Source organism: Nocardia vinacea NBRC 16497 (assembly GCF_000308835.1).
GTDB lineage: Bacteria > Actinomycetota > Actinomycetes > Mycobacteriales > Mycobacteriaceae > Nocardia > Nocardia vinacea.
This window is the reverse complement of sequence record NZ_BAGN01000115.1, coordinates 78298-96685: the sequence shown is the minus strand read 5'-3', so window position 1 is coordinate 96685 and position 18388 is coordinate 78298. Positions and strand designations below refer to the sequence as shown.

Genomic DNA, 18388 nt, shown 5'->3' with positions numbered 1-18388 from the left:
TGGAGATATGACCGCCTTGGAGTATCGGCATTTGCTGGTCGCGCGGGATGGCGACACGGTGCGCATCACCATGAACCGGCCGGAGCGGCGCAATGCCCTGTCGGGCGAGCATCTGGCCGAACTGCTCGCCTCGTTCCGGGCCGTCGGCGAGACCGACGCGACCGGGATAGTTCTCGGGGCGCACGGTCCGGTGTTCTCCGCGGGACATGATTTCGCCGACGTGGCCGCCCGCGACCTGCTCGGCGTGCGGGAACTGCTCACACTGTGCACCGAGCTCATGTCGACCATCGAGTCGGTGCCGCAGGTGGTGATCGCCCGGGTACACGGTCTGGCCACGGCCGCCGGCTGCCAGCTGGTGGCCTCATGCGATCTGGCCGTCGCCGCCGAATCGGCCGGGTTCGCACTTCCCGGCGGCAAGGGTGGCTGGTTCTGCCATACCCCGGCTGTGCCGGTCGCGCGCGCCGTCGGCCGTAAACGCCTGATGGAACTGGCCCTCACCGGCGACCCGATCGATGCCCGCACCGCCGAACAATGGGGCCTGATCAACCGAGCGGTGCCAGACGCTGAGCTGGACACCGCCGTGGACGAGTTGCTCGCCCGCGCCACCCGGGGCAGCCGGGCCAGCAAGGCACTCGGCAAACGCACTCTCTACAGCCAACTCGACCGCCCTGAAGCAGATGCCTACGCCCTCGCCCTGGAAGTCATGGCCGCCGCCGCCCAACTTCCTGGCGCCCGCGAAGGGATGGCGGCCTTCCTGGCGAAGCGCCCGCCCGTCTGGCCCGATTAGCACCGCCAGGGGACTCTTTCAACAGGGACTGGAGCGTCATTCCCGATTCTGGGAATGGCCGATACTCGAATCGCATCGGTCCCTGTGAGTAGAGGATTACGGATGTCGCGATTCGTCGGTCCACAGCCGAGGGGCAACGGGGTGCTGCGATGAGCCCGACGGTCGACCACTATCGGATCATTCCGGAGCTGACCGTTCCCGATTACGCGTCGGATGCGCTCAAAGCCATTGTCGGTGCTACCCACGCGGCGGTCCAAGCCAATGTCGACAACCTGGGCGCGGGCACACCTTCGAGGGCCCCGAAATTCGTGAAACTGCTGCAGGACAAGAAGATTGTCGACGACAAGAATCAGTCGATCGCGACCACCAACCACAACGAAACCGTCTCGGCACTGCGGGACATCGAAGCCTCGATGGACGCGAACGACGAAGGCGTCGACAGCTCGACCTACGGAACCTACTCCGTGGCGGGCGACGCATATGTCGACATCGAGGCAGCGGTGAAACAACTTCAAGGCACCATCAACGACGCGGCGAACGTACCCGGAGCGAGCATCGACGCGGCAGGCCGAAAATACTGGCCGGAAACGGTGGAGGGCCCACTGCGGACCGCATGCGCCACTACCGCCGCGACAGTAGAGGAGCGGATGTGGGGCGCCGCGACGGACATCCAGCGCCATGCCGACCACATCAACAACTCCGCCCCCGACAACCCGACGAGCAGTGGCTACGGCGGGACCACGGCGCCGTTGACGACTCCGTGGTCCGGCCACAGCTATGTGCCACCCGCCGACGCCAGCACCATCGACAAGATCAAGGGATTCGCCGCGAACGAACTCGGCGTCGCCGAAACCGGAACCAACCACGTGAACCGGCCGTACAACATCGACGACGCATGGTGCGCGTCCTTCGCCACCTGGGTCTGGAAAAAGTCCGGGATCGACGTCGACTGGAGCAACAAGAACTACGTGCCCAGCGTCTGGTCCGACGCCGCCAGTAAGGGCTTGGCCGATAGCGACATGTCGAGCGCCCGCCCCGGGGACCTCGTTGTTTTCGGCGGCCAACACCACATCGGTGTAGTGGTGGCCCGCAACGGCAATAGCATCACCACCATCGAAGGCAACTCCGGCGACGCCGTACGCCAGCACACCTACAACCTCGCCAGCGGAAATTTCACCGGCGTCATACACCCGCCGGCCAAGACCCCGGTCAACGCGTAGCCGCCTTGGGCCGGGGCCCGGCGAACTATCGGGAGAGGCTGCCGGAGTCGATAGGGTGGGTTCGATGTCCAGAATCGATGATGGTGCGAGCCGAGTGGCCGCGGCAGCCCTGCGGTCGAGACGGACGGTGGCGGTTGAAGTCGCGCTCGACATGGTGTGCGAGGCGATAGGCGAAACCCCGAGTTGACCGGCGCCTATCCGCGGCCGGTGATTATCGAGGACGCTGTCTCGGAGATCTCGGCTTTCCCGTTCGTCGTATGGGTGGGGAGCGCTCCCGATAACTACGCGGTAGACGGGTAGCCCCCCGATATCCAGCGCCGAGCGAAGGAGCGACAGTGACCCGATTCGGATACACACTGATGACCGAGCAGAGCGGCCCGCGCGAACTCGTCCGCTATGCGGTCGCCGCCGAGGAGGCAGGATTCGATTTCCTGGTCAGCAGCGACCACTACGCACCGTGGCTCGAGGAGCAGGGACACGCACCGAACACCTGGACCACCCTCGGGGCCGTCGCACAGGCGACACAGCGCATCCCGTTGATGACCTACGTAACATGCCCGACCATGCGCTACCACCCGGCGATTGTGGCGCAGCAGGCGGCGACGTTGCAGATCCTGGTCGAAGGGCGGTTCACTCTTGGGCTCGGAAGCGGTGAGAGTCTCAACGAGCACGTCATCGGTGCGGGCTGGCCCGGACTCGAGGAACGGTTGGAGCGACTCGCGGAGGCCATCGGCATCATTCGTGACCTGCACGCGGGCGGGACGGTCAGCCGACTCGGCCAGTGGTATCGGGTCGACGCCGCTAAGGTCTGGGACCTGCCGGATCAGCCGGTACCGATCGCGGTCGCGGTATCCGGACCACGATCGGTACAGCGATTCGCCCCTTTGGCCGATGAGATGGTCAGCACCAGTCCCGATGCCGAACTCGTTCGGTCGTGGCATAGCATCCGCGCGAAAGAGTCCGCCGGGGCGCGGTCGCGCGTGACCGGGCAACTGCCGATCAGCTGGGATACCGATCGAGACAAAGCAATTCAGCGCGCCCACGAACAGTTCCGGTGGTCGGCAGGCGGCTGGGATGTCAACTCGAATCTGCCGACGCCGGCGAGTTTCGCGGCCGCGACGCAGTTCGTGCGCCCGCAAGATGTCGCCGAGACGATCCCGTGTGGCCCCGATCTCGACGCCATCGTGGCGGCGGTGCGGCCCTACCAGGACGCCGGGTTCACCGACATCGCCGTCGTCGAAATCGGCGACGAACAGCAGGACCGGTTCCTCGCCGAGGCCGCCGAACCGCTACTTGTGAAACTCCGTGCGGCCGATACCGGTTAGGCCATCCACAGTGGTTGCCTTCTTGTCGAGCGATCTGCTTCAGGTAGCCGGATCCGGTTCGGAGCGTTCGGCGAGTTCGGCGATCAGCGGTTGTGCTGCGTCGGGGATCTGCATATCGGTCCAGTGATAGGTACTGGTCCGATGGCCGTCGGTGACGGTGAGTTCGTAGTCGAACTGATCCGGCATCGGCGGACGATGTGTCGGCGTGTCCTGCTCGAGCAATGTGTCGTTGAGCAGATCTGTGATGACCGGCGCCTGCTCGGCGGGCAGGTCGCGCGCGTCGACCGAGGTTGTCATCTCTATTCCGGCGAGGCCGCCGCTTCGCCGGAATTCGAGATGTACGTCGGATGTGGCCATACACACGATGGTATTCGTGGCCGTGCGGTTCAACGCAGCGAAACTTTCACAGCATCCCATGCAGATTCCACCGCGTGTGCTTCGGTGCTGACCCTTCCGAAACGGTAGCGGGCCTGTTTCAACGTCAATGCGGCGAAGTTGCTGAAGGTGGCGTTGGGTTTGAGCCCGGGGTCGACGAGCGCGTCGTACCAGACTGTTCCCGGCGTCTTCCACGCTTCCCCGCCCAGCGTGGTGGCGAGCACATAAAAGGCGTGGTTCGGGATGCCCGAGTTGATGTGGACGCCGCCGTTGTCCCTGGTGGTCTGCACGTATTTGGACATATCGGCGGGTTGGTTGTCGTGCGGGTTGGCTGTGCCGGGGGCTTTCAGCGATCGCAATGCAGGCGACAACAGCGGTCCCACGATGTCCGCGCCGATCAACCAGTCGGCTTGATCGGCGGTTTGGGCCAGGTGGTACTGCTTCACCAGCGATCCGAACACGTCGGAGATGGATTCGTTGAGTGCGCCGGACTGGTTGGAATAGGTGAGATTAGCCTCGAACTGGGTGACTCCATGGGTCAACTCGTGCGCAACCACATCGAGGCTGCGGGTGGTGTCGGTGAATACCTGGCTGCCTCCGTCACCGAAGAACATGTGTCCCTGTCCATCCCAGAACGCGTTGTCGTACTTCGTGCCGAAATGGACCATCGCGGCAATCGGCATGCCCTGGTCGTCGATGGAGTCGCGTTGGAAGACGTTCCAGTAGAAATCATAGGTTTCGCCGAAATTGTCGTAGGCGGCGTTGATCGACGGGTCTGCAACCGGCGGCTGACCTTCGGCTCGAACAAGCGTGCCCGGCACCGTCGCAGTGGAATGCCGCTGGTCGAAGATCGATCGCTGCGGTACCCCATTCGATACCGCGCCGACCGCTTGTTGCGGTTGTGGTCCCTGGCGGCCGACGGCTTCGGCCCGCAGCATTCGGATGCTGTTGTCCAGATCCATGGATGCCAGCAGTTCTGCTCGCTGTTTCGGCGGGAGTTCACGTGCGACCGACTGCAGTAGGTCGGGTGGGAGTATGCACGCTGTTGGGTATCGCATTTTCTGCTCCGTTTCGGGTGCTGAGCGGTGGCTGATTCTGGATGCGGGCGCGGCCGGTTGGTGCGCGGCAATGGCTCGCTCGGAGTCGAGGTTTGCGAGGACCGTTTGGCGGCTCTACGTTATCCGGGCGTCGATATCCATCGAAAACGCTTGTGGCGCTGTCGATTTATGTCGTTGCCGCACGGTTCAGCGGAACAGATGAGTGGCTTGTGCCTTACCACCTAGACCAGCATCGACCTGCGTTTTCATTCTCTGACAGCACATAGCCCCCGGCACGGGTAAGCGACTACTCCTTATTTGCTGTCGAAGCGACCAACCGGGTCGAGTAGCGCCCGGCAGAATAACCGTGATCGGGCTGGTCAGCGGGCGTCGGCCCACTTTGCCAGCCAGCTTTCGTTTTCGATGGCGATCGCGTTCTCACAGTCGTCGACGAATTGCGACCATCGCGGTGGATCGGTCGGAGATCCCGCTGTTCGCCAATGGTCGAGCAGTCGCTGCAGGCGGTTTGCGGTCGCGAGATAGCTGACGACCAAGAAGTCGTATCGCTTGCTTGCGAGGAAGGCGACCAGCGAACCGCTGAGTGTGGTCAGGACTGCGATCCATGGTGCGATTCGGGTGGCGGCGTCGGCGCCTACCGCGGTATCGACCGAAGCCGCGATCGTGGCGACAAGGCCCAGTGCGATGGCGACCCGACGCAGGAATTGTGCTCGTGCGCAATACCGTAGCGCGGACGGGCGATAGTAGTTGGTGATCTGGCCTTCCACACGTTTGCTCGCATACTGCTCTGGTGTCAGCGGCCCGGGTGCGGGTCCCGGGGTCGGCGCCTCGTCGAGGAAGCACAGGAGATCCTCGGCGGCCTGTTCGAGCTCTTCGACCTCGGCCCGAAGCTGCGCGACCGTTCCCGGAATCGCGCGAAACCTGAAGATCTGGTGCCGCATTCCCTCCGATACCGCCCGGGCGCGGGTCCACCGCCGGACCGCTTCCGAGGTCAGGAATTGGGCTCCCACGAAGGTGGCACCTGCCAGCGCCGCCGCACCGGTGGCCGCGACGATGCGCGCGGGCAGCCCGGACTGCCGCAGCACCGTAGCCGTCAATGCGGCCGCGACCGCTCCCCAACAGCTCAGGTACAGCACTGTCAGCCGGAGCCGGTCGATCCGCAGTTTCATCCGGGTGGCCGCATGAGACCAGCGAATCCGCTTCTCCCACAGGGCATTCACCAGCTCGTCATCGGAAGCGACTGTCATTTGCCCTCCTCACCGAAGATCGGCAGATTCGGGCATAGTTTGTGGTACGGGATTTCCGGCGAGACCCAAGAGTTCCAGCGTTCCCGGCTCATGTTGTAGGTCATCTTGTCGCACAAGACGTCTTCTGATGCGGTCGGGATGGGCCAAACGCGGATGGTTCCGTCGTAGCTCGTCGATAAGACATCCTTGCCGTCGGGGCTGAACTCCACATGCGTGACCGGTTGGGTGTGGCCGACGAGGGCGGACCCGATCTGGCGGTTCTCCTGTACATCCCACAAACGCACGGTCCCGTCCCCGCCACCGGTGACGATGCTTCGGCCATCAGGGCTGAACGCGAGGCTGTATACCCAGCCGTCGGTCCGCATGGGCTTGCCGATCGAATCTCCGGTCTGCGCGTTCCACAGGCGTGCCGTTTTGTCCTGGTATGCGACGGCGAGAGTATGGCCGTCGCTACCGAATTCGATGTCGCTGACCCACCCTTGGCCCGTCAGGACTTTGCCGATCTGTTGGCCCGAGTTCGTGTCCCAGAGGCGGACATTCCAGTCCCGGCCGCCGGTCGCGAATTGTCGACCGTCGGGGCTGAACTTGAACGTCAACAACGATGGATGTCGAAAGGGAACCCCGATCGGCTGCATCGTGTCGATATCGCGTATCTGGATCTCGGTACCGTTATCCGTCGCGAGCTTTCGGTCGGCGACGTCGAGTGCCACGTACTTGGTATCCGGCGGCATGGCGATCGGTTGCCCGACCAGAGCACCACTGGCCGAGTCCCAGTGTCGCAGCGTGGTCGTAGTAGCCGTGACGATCTGCGTACCGTCGGGGCTGAAGCCCCAGGCGGCCACACCGTCGACCGGAATCACCGGAGCCATGGTTGTACCGGTACGGGCATCCCACCGCCGGATCGTCGCATCGACACCGCCGGACACGATCCGAGTACCGTCCGGGGTGAATGCTGCGGCGTAAACTCCTCCGTCGTGCCCGCGGAAGACCTGTCCGCCACTGGCGTCCCATTCGCGCAGCGTTTCGTCGAAGCTGCTGGAAATGAGACGCTGCCCGTCGGGGTGGAAGGCGACCGCGCTGACCGCGAATTCGTGTCCCACCAACGGTTCGCCGACCGGCTGTCCGGTCGCGACATCCCAGAGGCGCACGGTCTTGTCGTCGCTTGCCGAGGCGAGCCGGGTGCCGTCGCGGCTGAACACCACTCGCTCGATGCTGGCGGTGTGGCCTCGCAGCGGCTCGCCGATCTGCTGGCTGGTACGGGTATCCCACAATCGGATCGTGGTCCCGTCGCCACCCGCTGCGATTCGGGTGCCATCCTCGCTGAACGCGACACTGGTGACCTGCTCTCCTGGCACGCGCATCAGCTCCCCGATTTGCTGGCGGGATACGGTATCCCACAGCCGAACCGTGCCATCGAAGCTTGCTGAGGCGACTTTGTCATCGGCGCCGACCGCGACGCTCGTCACCTCTTTCTCGTGTCCGCGCATCGGTTCGCCGATCTGCTGGTGGGACTCGGCATCCCACAGCCGCAATGTCTTGTCCGAGCTGCCCGATACGATTCGGCGGCCGTCACGGCTGAACGCGACGCTGGTGACTTGCGCTTCGTGTCCGCGCATCGGTTCGCCGATCGGTTGGTGGGACTCGGCATCCCACAGCCGCAATGTTTTGTCGAAGCTGGCAGTCACGATTCGTTTGCCGTCGGGACTGAACGCGACCTGCGATACCTCGAGCTTGTGCCCGGTCATGGACTCCCCCGTGGGCTTCCAGGTCTCGGCGTCCCACAGCTGGATGCTGGAACCATGACTGGACACGATTCGCGTGCCGTCGGGGCTGAACGCGAGGCTGCGGGGGTCGCCGCCGCCGGAGGGGATGATCTTGCGCAGGTTGCGTAGCTGATTCACGGCATTGAGCAACGAGAAATCGCCGTCGTGGCGGTTCGTGAAACCGCGCGCGGCCAGGACACTCTGCATGGCGAGTACGTCGTCGTTGACGCCCGGATACGAACCGGACAGAATCAGTTGCGAATTCGCGTCCAGCGCAGACGCGGTCGCATCCCTACTGCGCTCGGACGCCTCCTTCTCCGCTCTCGACGCTTTGAGGAACAAGAACCCTGCAGCCAACGCCGCGACAACCGCTATAGCCAACGCCATCCGCAGGATTCGCGACCGCCGCCGCAGCACCAGGGTGTACTCCTGCGCCTTCTCCTTGGCCTGGGTTTCCGCCGCCGCCAACGCTTCCGCGGATTCCTGACGCTCCTGTGCCGTCCGCAGGTCGGCCTCGACGCGCTCGTCCTCACGCCGTCGGGAGGCGAGCAGGAACTCCCGGATCGGGTTGAGCCGTTCCCGGAAACCCGGTTCGGCGGAGAGGGATTCGGCACCATTGAGTCGTGTGCCGGTGAGCAGCCATTCGTCGCTTCGCGCGTTGGTCTCCCAGGCATGCGCCGCCCGTTCCAACTCGTCGGCGCCCTTCAGGTCGGTGGCCTGCTCGCGCAACCACGCGGCGAGCGTATCCCATTGGCGCAGTAGGCTTTCCAGTGCAACTTCGACGACAATCTCGCCGTCGCGTTCATCGCGGACCAGCAGGCGCCTGGCGATGAACGCCTCGAGCAGCGAGTGGCTGTCCGACGGCAGGTCGAACCAACGCGCCGCGCGTCGCATCGGCTGGTCGTTATCCGGATTGATCGTTGCCAGCCACGGCACGAACGCGGTCCGCAGCACCGCCAATTGCCTTTGCCTGACCTGGGAATCCACGGCTAGCAGCTCGTCGATCTCGCATTGCACGACGCGGCGCAGCCCACCCATCGCGTTGTATTCGGCGAGCGTGATCTCGCCGTCACCGTAGTCCTGGTAGAGCCGGGCCAGGGTGAGCGAGAGCAGCGGCAGCGTATCCGCGCCGCGCGACCAGTCGTCGAGCAGTCGGTCGACCAGGTCGGGCGCGAACGAGAGTTTGCTCCCGGCTTCCTGCGCGCGTCGAGCGGGCCCACAGATCACCTCCTTGAACTGCGCCTGCGGCATGGGTTTCAGATCGTCGAACGGGCGAACCTCCAGGGCGGCCAACTGCGGCGCGGTCTGCAGTGGCTCGTACCGGTCGGAGCGAATTGTCGCGATCACGATCATCGGCGGCGCGTCGTCCGCGCCGAGCAGGTCGGCCAGCACACCGAGGAAGGCGCCCGCCTGCGCACCCGCGTCGACGCCGAATAGTTCCTCGGCCTGGTCGATCGGGAGTACGAGGGTGGGTGGCACGTCGTCGGTCGGGTCGATGATGCGATCCCTGGCAGCCCGCTGCGCCTCGGTCAGCCACGCGCGCACCCGTGTGACATCACGAATTTCTTCCTTGATCACACCGAGGCTCGGCGTATGCAGCCCTACGCTGTCGCGTAGGTCGTGAATCGAGTGGGCGAATCCGCCACCGCCGCTGAGCGCGTTTCGTTGCGGTCGGACGATGCCCATCGGCAGGAAATGCCGGTCATCGCGATGGAGGCGCGGCAGCAAGCCCGCCCGCAGGAACGACGATTTACCGACGCCCGACGGCCCGAGTATGACGAACATTCGACCATCGCCGGAATTACGCATTCCCCGTATCGCATTCAGCGCGCGGCCGATCTGGGTGTCGCGCCCGAAATACACGGCGGCGTCCACCTTTTCCAGCGGCTGCCAGCCACGATATGGTGCGCGATCCGGGTCGTCGGGCGGCGGCCAGGCAAAGGTGTCCGCCCCGATTCCGGCCGCACGCAAGCCGTCCCGGAGTCGCAACAGTCCATCGGTGCGGAATTGCACCGGCGGCTCACCGTCCACGGCGATCTCCGTTTTCGGACCGTCACCGAACAGGTCGCAACGTTGCCATTCGCTGGTGATATCTCGGCCGGTCAAAGGCTGCAACCGAGCCGCGAAGATCGGCTTGTTCTGGTCCTCGGCGTGGCGGTATTCGACCTTGCATTCGCCCGATGCGTCCCAATTATCGGAGACCAGACAGATAACCGCTTCGCACCGATCGCTCGCGCGGCGCAGCGCGTCTTTCCACCGCACTCCCACCGGAATTCCGGTCTGCCGGTCCAGGTCGAGAAATATCTCGCCGGTGAGGCCGGGATCGGCCTCGGTCAACCACGCCTTGAGTGCGATCGCTTCTCGATCGTCCCGGCTGGAGTGGCTCAGAAAGACCCTGGACATCGCCCTACACCACCGCGCACAGACCCCGATGGAAGACCGCATCGAATATCGCAAGCAACATACGAAAATCCTGCGCTCGAACAAAACGCCGCACGCGAGTATCGCCCTACTCGATACCGCCGCAGTCCGTCACACTGGCATCCGTGAAGCGGAGCTTGGTATTCACCGCCGCGGTGCTGATCGTCGGGCTGGCGATCGAGTACGGTCGCGACGACGACCATTCGGGCGTGGCGGTGATGCTCGCGGTGGCCGCGGCCGTCTTGCTGCTCGATGTGGTCATCCGCCTGGGGCGTCATTCGCAGTGATGCGGTCAGCGCGGCAACGGGTTGATGCCGTGCGATCATTTCATCGCGTCGCACGCATCGATGCAGGCCGGAATCGACTATGAGGAGGGCTAGTGACGAACAACGGGGTTCGCCGGGCTACCGGCGTGAGTGCGAAGCTGGGTTTCGTCGGTGCGATGGTGAGTGCGCTGGTGCTGGGGCAGCACACCGTCGCTAGCGCCGCGGAGACGACGACGTTCCAGCTCCCGCTCGTGAAAATTTCCCAATCATGGGGTATTCCAACGCAATTCAGTATCTACTTGACGGCGACCGTCGGCGACCAACCCGGAGTAACCACCTTCGGTGTGGCCAATCCCGGCCCCTTCGGCGGTAGCACCATTCTCGACTCCCACGCCCGGATCCAGTGGTCGAACCTGACGACCGGAGCAGTCGGTGTGGTCGACGTGGCAGATCGGGAGACGGCGCAGCAGCCCTGCGACTGCGCCCCGGCGCCGGTGCCGGTGTACACCGGAGCAGGCCAGATCGTCGCACTTGCCACCGCAGGCGGCTTCGCCATCAACATTTCCTCGGGGTTCGGCACGTTCACGGCTCTTTGAGCCCGACCTGACCGGGTAATCGCTTTCGGCGATTACCCGGTCCAGTCGATGGATGGAATCCGGACGTCTCAGGGACCATCGGGCAACGGCTCTTCATTTCCGTTGACCGACCGAAGAGCGAGGGTCTGTTTCGGTGTCCAATAGATCCGGCCGTTTTCGAACTCCTGGTAGCTCCCAGTGTCGAAGGGAATTTCGTCGGATGTCGGCCAGCCGAGGGGCCCGTTCTCGAATCCGCTCCGATTCCATCGGTCACGGATTTCGCCGTGTATCCAGTACACCGGTCGGCCGTTGCGGTGATAGAGCGCCCCGTTCTGGAAGCCCTCCACCTCGCCCCATTCCACGTCCTTCGGATCGCGCAGTACTGTATTGTCGGTGATCGGATACCCCAAAGGCCCTGCTTCCCAACCGGTTTCGGCAAACTTGTCGAACAACGACGACGGGATCGGATGTGCACCGGTGGAGGGATGCCAGTAGATGTATCCATTCTTGAATTGAGCGAATCGACCGACGCCGTCCGCTGTCTTGATTTCGCCGTTGGTGCCGAGCCGCGGGCCCAGCCATGGCGAAGCCGCAGCCTTCGCATCGATTTCGCCGGCCAGCGCGGCACCGGAGAACTCTCGGACGTGGCTTTCGAAGACGTCCCACGGGAAGTTCGGGCCGACATCGGTATGGGTGCCGATCCCCAGGCACTCCGTCACATATTTGTGGTCGGAGATGCCGTCGCGCCGCGTATATGGCGGAGCGATGACATCGGTCGCGAAGCCGTACTTCTTCGCGTCCTGAACAGCCAGCCAGGCGGCTATCCGGAGATCTTCGTCGATGGCCATCCATTCGTCCCTCGACCATGCCGCCCGGCTGCCCGCGAAGCAGAGATTGATCGTCTGTGCGTTGGCATCCAGGACCGACCACGACGCGTAATCCGTGTCGACGACATCGCAGACGATTCCATTGCGCAGCGTGTAGTGATACGAGGCGCCGTTGGCCGTGTTGTTGAGGTACGCCGCCAGCGATTCGGCCGTGCCGCCGCCTTCCTGGGTATGCAGCAAGAAGTTCGTGATGCGAGCCCCCCAGCGCTCCGACCGGGAGTTTCCCATTCTGTCCAATTCGGTGAATACGGGGGCGTTCACGGCGTGTTCTCCTTGTGCCTGAGTGCGTTGGATGGACCACTGCCCGAAGTCGGTAGCCAAGATGTCGTTGACGTCGACCGAGCTACCGTCGATGACGGGGCCGGGATTGGATGCGGTATCGATGACGCGCTGATAAAGGACGGCCTCGGGTGTGTCGAGCCGATTGCCGGACCACGCGCGCGTCTGCCAGGCCCAGAACCGGCCTTCGGAAGTCCGGCCGAGTACACCGTCTTGGATGGCCCAGGCGCATACCTTGGACGAACCGTAGACTCCGGTCCACTCCCGCCCGATCGCGTCGTTGACGCCACGGAAAAAGTTGACCGCCTCGTCGTTCCATTGGTCCAGCGAAATGTCCTCGTCCACCGCGAAGAAGATCGGGCACCGGTCGTGCCCGCCGACGGCGGTATGGATTTCCCTGGCCTGCAGGCCCATCCGATGCCCGCCGTCGTAGCCTGTGGTCCAGTCCGAAGGCGCCTGGGCATTACCGGGCTTGCCGTACTGCCATATCGAAACGATGTCGAGCCCAGCCGCCTGCACACTGTCTGCATATTCCCTGGTCACCGGCTTGGCGCCGAAACTGGATCCGGGTCTGCTCGGCGACACGTAGACCAGGACTGCACTGTGTCCGGCTGCCTTGATGGCGTCGGGGTCGAGGAAACGCGCGGCGAAATCAACTGCGGTGGACATGCGGGGAACTCCATTGGTCGAGAGTGGCGGGTCTGTGGCTTCGGCCAGCAGCGGCAGCGGGTCGAGCCGGTCCGACCCGGGTGGCACCCAGACATGCCGATGCCACTCGAGGTGCAGATGCGGGGCGACGCCACCGTTGGATGCGGAATCGGGGTTGATGCGGGCGATCCGCTGCCCGGCTTCGACCCGGTCACCGACCGCGACTTCGCGAATCACGTGTCCGTACACGGTCGTGCCGCCGCCGTCTTCGGCGGGATGGTCCAGGACGACCCAGCCGGCCGGGTCGGGTCCGCCGAACCCGGAGGCCGGACCCGCGAATACCACCGTGCCTGCTTGGACCGCGTAGACGGGTAATCCGCCGCTGCCGCCTGGCCAGCCGAGATCGACACCCCAGTGGAAACCGTCGTCGCGGGGACCGAATCGGGAAGTGACGATGCGGCCACGCGCCAAGGGCCAGTACCTGGTCATGTCGTTCCCCTCCGAGAAGTCGTAGCCGACCGGCTGCGAAGCAGTTGCCCAATCGAGTAGAGCAGGGCTCGCGGCGCGGTTCGTCATCCAAACCGATGAAAAAGCGGTCCCCGTCGACGACATTCGGGACAATAGAATCGAGTGTCGGACTACTCGTGTGAAGCACCTCCCGAAGACCTATGATCCATCCCAGGATGATTGCCGTTTCTCTTGTGTCGCAGGTCATTTCATATGCCGATGACAGTCGAGAGGTTCTCCGCGATCGTCGCGCGAATCAACCGTGCGGCGCTGCATCCGGCTGACTGGCCGCAGGCGGTGCACGATATCGTCACGGTACTGGGCGCGCACCGCGGCGGCTTGGTCGTCTCGGCATCGGGTAGCCGACAGATGACCGCCTGTTCACTCGGCGCGGACGATCTGCGCCACAGCTACAACACCCGATACTGGCGTATCGATCCGATCGCGAATGCACTCGAACATCAACCCGCCGGTGTCATTACGACATGCGAAGAGCTGCTGGGGCCGGACTACCTGCACCGGCATCCGTTCTTCTGCGACTGGATGGCGCCACACCGGCTGGGCAACGGGATACTCACGCTCCTCACCAGTGGCGCCAGCACATCCTGGATCGGGGTGTATCCCGATGGGAGCCGCAATCTCGACCGATCACAGGCGACATCAACGATGCGCCTGCTGCTCCCGCATCTGCGGAACGCGCTGAACGTGCAGTCCTGTTTGACGGACGCCCGCAACGAATACGGCCTGGCAATCGCCGTGCTCGACGCGCATCGGAACGGGCTGGTGATCGTATCCAGTTGCGGCGCTGTCAGTTACGCGAACCCAGCGGCATTGTCGATCCTGGAAGCGCGAGACGGCCTCGGTATAGGACGCCGCGGGCACCTCGAATCATCGGACAGCCGAACAGCAGCCGGGATGCGCGCGATGATCGATTCGGCAGTCCGCAAGTATGGGCCCTACGTCGGCGGGCGCACCCTCATTCCCCGGGACAGCGGGCGCAGCTCGTACGCACTGCTGGTGTTGCCACTGGATCCGAAGATCGGCTGCCCGGAGGAGTACACATCGGCGGCGCTCGTCGTCATCGTCGACCCGGATCACGAAATTCCGGGAGGGCCGAAGGCGCTGCGGCAACTGTACGGGTTGACCGGAGCCGAATCGCGCGTCGCGGCGGCGGCATTACGCGGCGAAGGCCTGCGGTCGATCGCGGAAGAACTGGCGGTATCGGCGAACACCGTGCGCACGCATCTGCAACGCGTCTTCGAGAAGACCGGGACACATCGACAGGCAGAACTGGTTCGGGTGCTGACTGCTGTGCTGTCTGGAACCGGTCAGTTCGTCGAATTCCGCGAGGAGTAGGCCGTGCTCGCGGACCGACCGACAGTGTGCAGGTGACCCAGCGCTTGGCTGTATGAGCCCAGAAGGCTGGTCTGGCAATAGGGAACACCGATTTCAGCGCAGAATGCGGCGACCAGCGGTTGGGCTCGGCGAAGGTTGGGCCGGGGCATGGACGGGAAAAGGTGGTGCTCGATCTGGTAGTTCAGGCCGCCGAGCGCGGCATCGGTCAGCCACCCGCCGTGGACATTGCGGGACGTGAGCACTTGACGGCGCAGGAAGTCGGTTGAACCGGGAGTCGACAGTACGGCCATCCCTTTGTGGTTGGGCGCGAAGGTGCACCCCATGTAGAACCCGAACAGGCCTTGCTGCACCGCGATGAAGACAATTGCCTTAGCCGGAGACAGCACGAGGAACACCGCAGACAGATACAAGGCCACGTGGGCGCCCAGCAGCACGGCCTCCCGCCCCCAGTACGGCGTCGACCGCCGCACAAGGGCACGAACACTGGCGGTGTGCAGGCTGCCCGCCTCGAGGAACAACATCGGGAAAAACAGCCATGCCTGGTACCGGAATATCAGCCGCCGGATGCCACGGCCGGCCCGCGCCCGCACACTGGAATGCGCCAGCACGCCCATGATGTCGGGGTCGGCGCCCTCGGTGTTGGGGTTCGCGTGGTGGCGATTGTGATTGCCGACCCACCAGCCGATGCTCAACCCGATGCCGAGATTTCCGCAGATCATGCCGAACATTTGGTTGGCCCGCCGGGTGCGAAAGATCTGCTGATGCCCGGCATCGTGGCCGAGGAAGGCGAACTGAGCGAAGATCACGGCCAGAAACACCGCCGTGCCCAGCTGCCACCACGAGTCGCCGATGAGAACGAACGCCGTCCATCCCGCCGCCAGCGCCGCCCCCGTGACCGCGATCCGCCAGCCGTAGTACCGCAGCCGCCGGTTCAGCAGTCCCGCCTGTCGCACTCGGCGAGACAGCCGGGCATAGTCGCTGCCCCGGTCGGGCTCGACATGCGGGTCGGTCTCGGTCAATGTCACGCGTTGGGCCCCTATCGATACATCACCGGTTGCCAAGGATGTCCACAAACCTACCGGTGTCAACCGAACAACAGCCCCACGCAGCCCGAACGCTCGGGGTCGATGTGGCAGTCAGACTCCGGAACGGATCATGCCTTTGGTGCGCATCAGGAATTCGGCGAGGTAGCTGTCGTGGGGTACGCCCGGGCGCAGCCACGTGGTCGGGTTGTCGCCGAGGTACAGGTTGGTGATCGTCGGCTCGTCGAGGAGCGCTTCGATCAACTGCCGTCGCTCGGTCATCGCGGTCAATACCAGTGAGTTCTTCAGCGGCGCAACGCCGTCCGACGCCGACCACGGGCCTACCCAGACGCAGGGGAACGGGAGTTCGACGTTGAGTTGTGCTGCGGTGCTGTCCGCGACGAGGTGTACCGATGGGCGCAGGACCGCGCCACCGGTATCGAGTTCGTCGACGATGGTGTCGCCGCCGAGGATCGGGTGCGCATTGCCCGCCACCTTGTGCAGATAGGCGTCGATCGCGACCACGGCCTCGGTTGGCTGCACGGTGAGGATCGCGGCCGGATCGTCGGCGGGCAAGCTCGGGATCCGGTCGAGCACTTCGGCCAGCGCTCGGGCCAGAGGTGCTGGGTCGCCCTCGACCAGCACAGCGGTCGCGCACGTGCATGCGGTGCCGCCGAGGTGGCTCACCGAGTCGGCGATCAACTCGATATGGTCGCGCCAATCCACGTCCGAGGTGACCAGGATCTTGGATCGTCCGGGGCCCTGAGTCAGTACTCGGGGGTCGGTGCCGTACTTGTCGACCACGTCGTCCCCGCCGTAGACGATAGAGAAGTCCGCTTCGGCCAAGATGACGTCGGCGGCCGCGTAGTCGGTCGGAAGCAACGTGACGACGTCCGGCGGGAACCCAGCCGCACGTAAGGCGCTGACCAAGCGAAAAGCCGTGAACGGCTCACGGGTGGATGGTCGTACCGCGACCTTGTATCCCAGCGTGAGCGCCTCGAGCCAAAGGCCGTGTACCGCAGGCGTATTGCCCGCGGCGTGCACAGCGAACAGGTCTCCTTTGCGAGTCCAGACGGCCGAGCCCGCGCTGGTCTGTGGATCGTGCCAGTCGCGCACGGCTCCTCTGGGCATGGCGAGCTCGACGGTTGCGGGCTGCTCGCGCAGCACGTCGGCGACCCAGTGCACCGCCTGATGTACGACGGCCAGCGGCACACCGGAGGTGACCGAGACCAGACGTGTGTAATCGCTGGGGTCCAGACCGTCGATGACGCCGTGCAGGAAGAGGTCGGCGGCGCGCTGCAGTGCCCGCGAGCGCGCGGTTGCGGGCATGATGGGTGCTTTGCGCATTGCCGCCATGGTGCGCCGCACATAGAGGGGCGGAACCTGACTGATCTCACCGATCTGGTCGCCGGACACAGTGATCAGCGGCTTGCGGGCGTGTGCGCGGTAGGCGCCGTCCGGGCCGAGCGCGTCGATCTGGATGAACTCGCTCATCAGTACACGCCCTCGATGACCTCGACGTCGTCGAATGTTCGTACCGGTCCGACGTCGGCGACCGAACAACCGAGTGTGTCCGCGGGCGGCTCGACCTTCAATGCGATGTCGCGTTCCAGGTTGTTCGGCAGCAGTGCGTATTTGGTGAGATGGTTCATCACGACCTGTCCGCGCTCGCCGTAGTTCACTTCTGCGCCGGTTGCCGCGTCGACGACACCGAACGCGATATAGGGGCTGGGTGTATCGAATACCGCCAGCCCGTCTGACCGCTCCTCGTCACGTTCGCGCGACATGCCCAGGATTGTGGTACTGCCGTAGAGACCTTTGAGTGGAATGCCGGGAAAGATGTCGTGGCGGAACATATTCCGTGAATCCGCATCCATGTGGGCGCCGCTCCAGCAGATGAATCGGATCTTCTCGCGTACGAGGTCGACCAGTTCGTCGCGCTGCGCGATCCGTTCGAGGATCGGCGGTGTGGTGATGAGGATGCCGATCGATTGTGTCACCAGCAGGTGGGCTGCCTGGTCGACGATGTGATCGGCGTAGCGTTCGGTGTTGGCCGTGTCGCCCAGGCCGATCATCTGCTTGATCCACCGCGGGTCGAGATCGACAGTGAATTTCACACCGTTGTGCCTGCGTGCCCGGCGCTCGGCGAACTCTCCGAACATATGCGGCCCACTCGGCGTCACCGCGAGCACATTCGCGTCGCCGATTCCGGTGTAGTGGTGCTCGTCCCAGCCCAGCGCAAAGTCCATCCACCGGTCGAACATCACGAAACGCTTCGGATCGCCGGTGGTGCCGCCACTTTCGTAGATCCCGGCGATTACTCGATCCGCACCGGTCAGCCCGCGCGGAATCATATCCTCGACGGGCGCCTCGCGGAATTCGTTGACGACATTGGGAAAAAGGCTCAGTTCGCTGAATGTTCGCACATCGGAGAGCGGATCGAAATCGAGCGTCTTCGCACGCCGCAGCCAGAACGGGCTGCCCGTATCTTCGCTGAAATGCCAATGCATGAGGGCGCGGATATAGTCGTCCGCGTTGCTTGCCGCGAGTTCGCGACAGGAGAGGTTCAAAATTTCAGGGAGCACTCAGCGGCCTCCAGATAAAGCCCGAATCGGGGCAATTCGCTCGAATGGGGCAATCTTCCCGTGCCTGACG

14 protein-coding genes are annotated in these 18388 nt (G+C 64.2%); 6 read left to right on the top strand and 8 right to left on the bottom strand.

Annotated elements, in window-relative coordinates; genetic code table 11:
• The first annotated feature begins 7 nt into the window (after positions 1 to 7).
• The 3 genes from ON44_RS16150 (at position 8) to ON44_RS16140 (ending at position 3332) form a co-directional block, all read left to right on the top strand.
• Positions 8 to 787: an enoyl-CoA hydratase-related protein gene (locus ON44_RS16150; RefSeq protein WP_040690826.1), complete on the top strand. Its 780-nt coding sequence runs from the start codon at positions 8 to 10 to the stop codon at positions 785 to 787.
• A gap of 149 nt (positions 788 to 936) precedes the next feature.
• Entirely contained in the window at positions 937 to 2007 is a 1071-nt protein-coding gene (locus ON44_RS46825; RefSeq protein ID WP_051182077.1) for a CHAP domain-containing protein, read from the top strand.
• A 335-nt stretch (positions 2008 to 2342) separates the two neighbouring features.
• Positions 2343 to 3332, top strand: coding sequence for a TIGR03557 family F420-dependent LLM class oxidoreductase (locus tag ON44_RS16140; protein WP_040690726.1), 990 nt, complete (start codon positions 2343 to 2345; stop codon positions 3330 to 3332).
• 39 nt (positions 3333 to 3371) lie between these two features.
• Here ON44_RS16140 and ON44_RS16135 read toward each other — a convergent pair whose 3' ends face one another.
• The 4 genes from ON44_RS16135 to ON44_RS53440 all read right to left on the bottom strand — a co-directional run bounded on the left by ON44_RS16135 (position 3372) and on the right by ON44_RS53440 (position 10175).
• On the bottom strand, positions 3372 to 3689 hold the full coding sequence (locus tag ON44_RS16135) for a protealysin inhibitor emfourin (RefSeq protein WP_157187177.1): 318 nt from the start codon (positions 3687 to 3689) through the stop codon (positions 3372 to 3374).
• Positions 3690 to 3718: 29 nt separating this feature from the next.
• Complete coding sequence (locus ON44_RS16130) at positions 3719 to 4765, bottom strand: M4 family metallopeptidase (protein ID WP_040690720.1); 1047 nt, start codon at positions 4763 to 4765, stop codon at positions 3719 to 3721.
• Between the two features lie 359 nt (positions 4766 to 5124).
• Positions 5125 to 6009: a DUF4231 domain-containing protein gene (locus tag ON44_RS16125; RefSeq protein ID WP_040690716.1), complete on the bottom strand. Its 885-nt coding sequence runs from the start codon at positions 6007 to 6009 to the stop codon at positions 5125 to 5127.
• Positions 6006 to 10175 (bottom strand): nSTAND1 domain-containing NTPase, encoded by a 4170-nt coding sequence (locus tag ON44_RS53440; protein ID WP_040690714.1) that lies wholly within the window; start codon positions 10173 to 10175, stop codon positions 6006 to 6008. The genes ON44_RS16125 and ON44_RS53440 overlap by 4 nt, the downstream gene beginning before the upstream one ends.
• Before the next feature lie 143 nt (positions 10176 to 10318).
• Here ON44_RS53440 and ON44_RS50240 point away from each other — a divergent pair, with 143 nt between their 5' ends.
• Positions 10319 to 10480, top strand: coding sequence for a hypothetical protein (locus ON44_RS50240; protein WP_157187176.1), 162 nt, complete (start codon positions 10319 to 10321; stop codon positions 10478 to 10480).
• Between the two features lie 92 nt (positions 10481 to 10572).
• Positions 10573 to 11055, top strand: coding sequence for a hypothetical protein (locus ON44_RS16115; protein ID WP_040690712.1), 483 nt, complete (start codon positions 10573 to 10575; stop codon positions 11053 to 11055).
• 68 nt (positions 11056 to 11123) lie between these two features.
• Here the strand turns inward: ON44_RS16115 and ON44_RS49465 are convergent, their stop codons facing one another.
• Positions 11124 to 13337 (bottom strand): glycoside hydrolase domain-containing protein, encoded by a 2214-nt coding sequence (locus ON44_RS49465; protein WP_169338069.1) that lies wholly within the window; start codon positions 13335 to 13337, stop codon positions 11124 to 11126.
• Positions 13338 to 13574: 237 nt separating this feature from the next.
• Between ON44_RS49465 and ON44_RS46820 the strand changes: the two genes are divergently transcribed.
• A complete protein-coding gene (locus ON44_RS46820) occupies positions 13575 to 14711 on the top strand; it encodes a helix-turn-helix transcriptional regulator (RefSeq protein ID WP_157187175.1) in 1137 nt (378 codons plus the stop codon).
• Here the strand turns inward: ON44_RS46820 and ON44_RS16090 are convergent.
• The 3 genes from ON44_RS16090 to ON44_RS16080 form a co-directional block, all read right to left on the bottom strand.
• Positions 14684 to 15736: a fatty acid desaturase family protein gene (locus tag ON44_RS16090; protein ID WP_051182075.1), complete on the bottom strand. Its 1053-nt coding sequence runs from the start codon at positions 15734 to 15736 to the stop codon at positions 14684 to 14686. The two genes, ON44_RS46820 and ON44_RS16090, sit on opposite strands and share 28 nt — an antisense overlap.
• Before the next feature lie 111 nt (positions 15737 to 15847).
• Positions 15848 to 17227 carry an aldehyde dehydrogenase family protein gene (locus ON44_RS16085; RefSeq protein WP_040690710.1) on the bottom strand — a complete coding sequence of 460 codons (1380 nt, stop codon included), beginning with the start codon at positions 17225 to 17227 and terminating at the stop codon, positions 15848 to 15850.
• The gene (locus ON44_RS16080) at positions 17227 to 18318 is read right to left on the bottom strand and encodes an acyl-CoA synthetase family protein (protein WP_040690708.1); all 1092 of its coding nucleotides are present in this window, start codon (positions 18316 to 18318) and stop codon (positions 17227 to 17229) included. Before ON44_RS16080 ends, ON44_RS16085 begins: the two co-directional genes overlap by 1 nt.
• Positions 18319 to 18388: the final 70 nt, after the last annotated feature.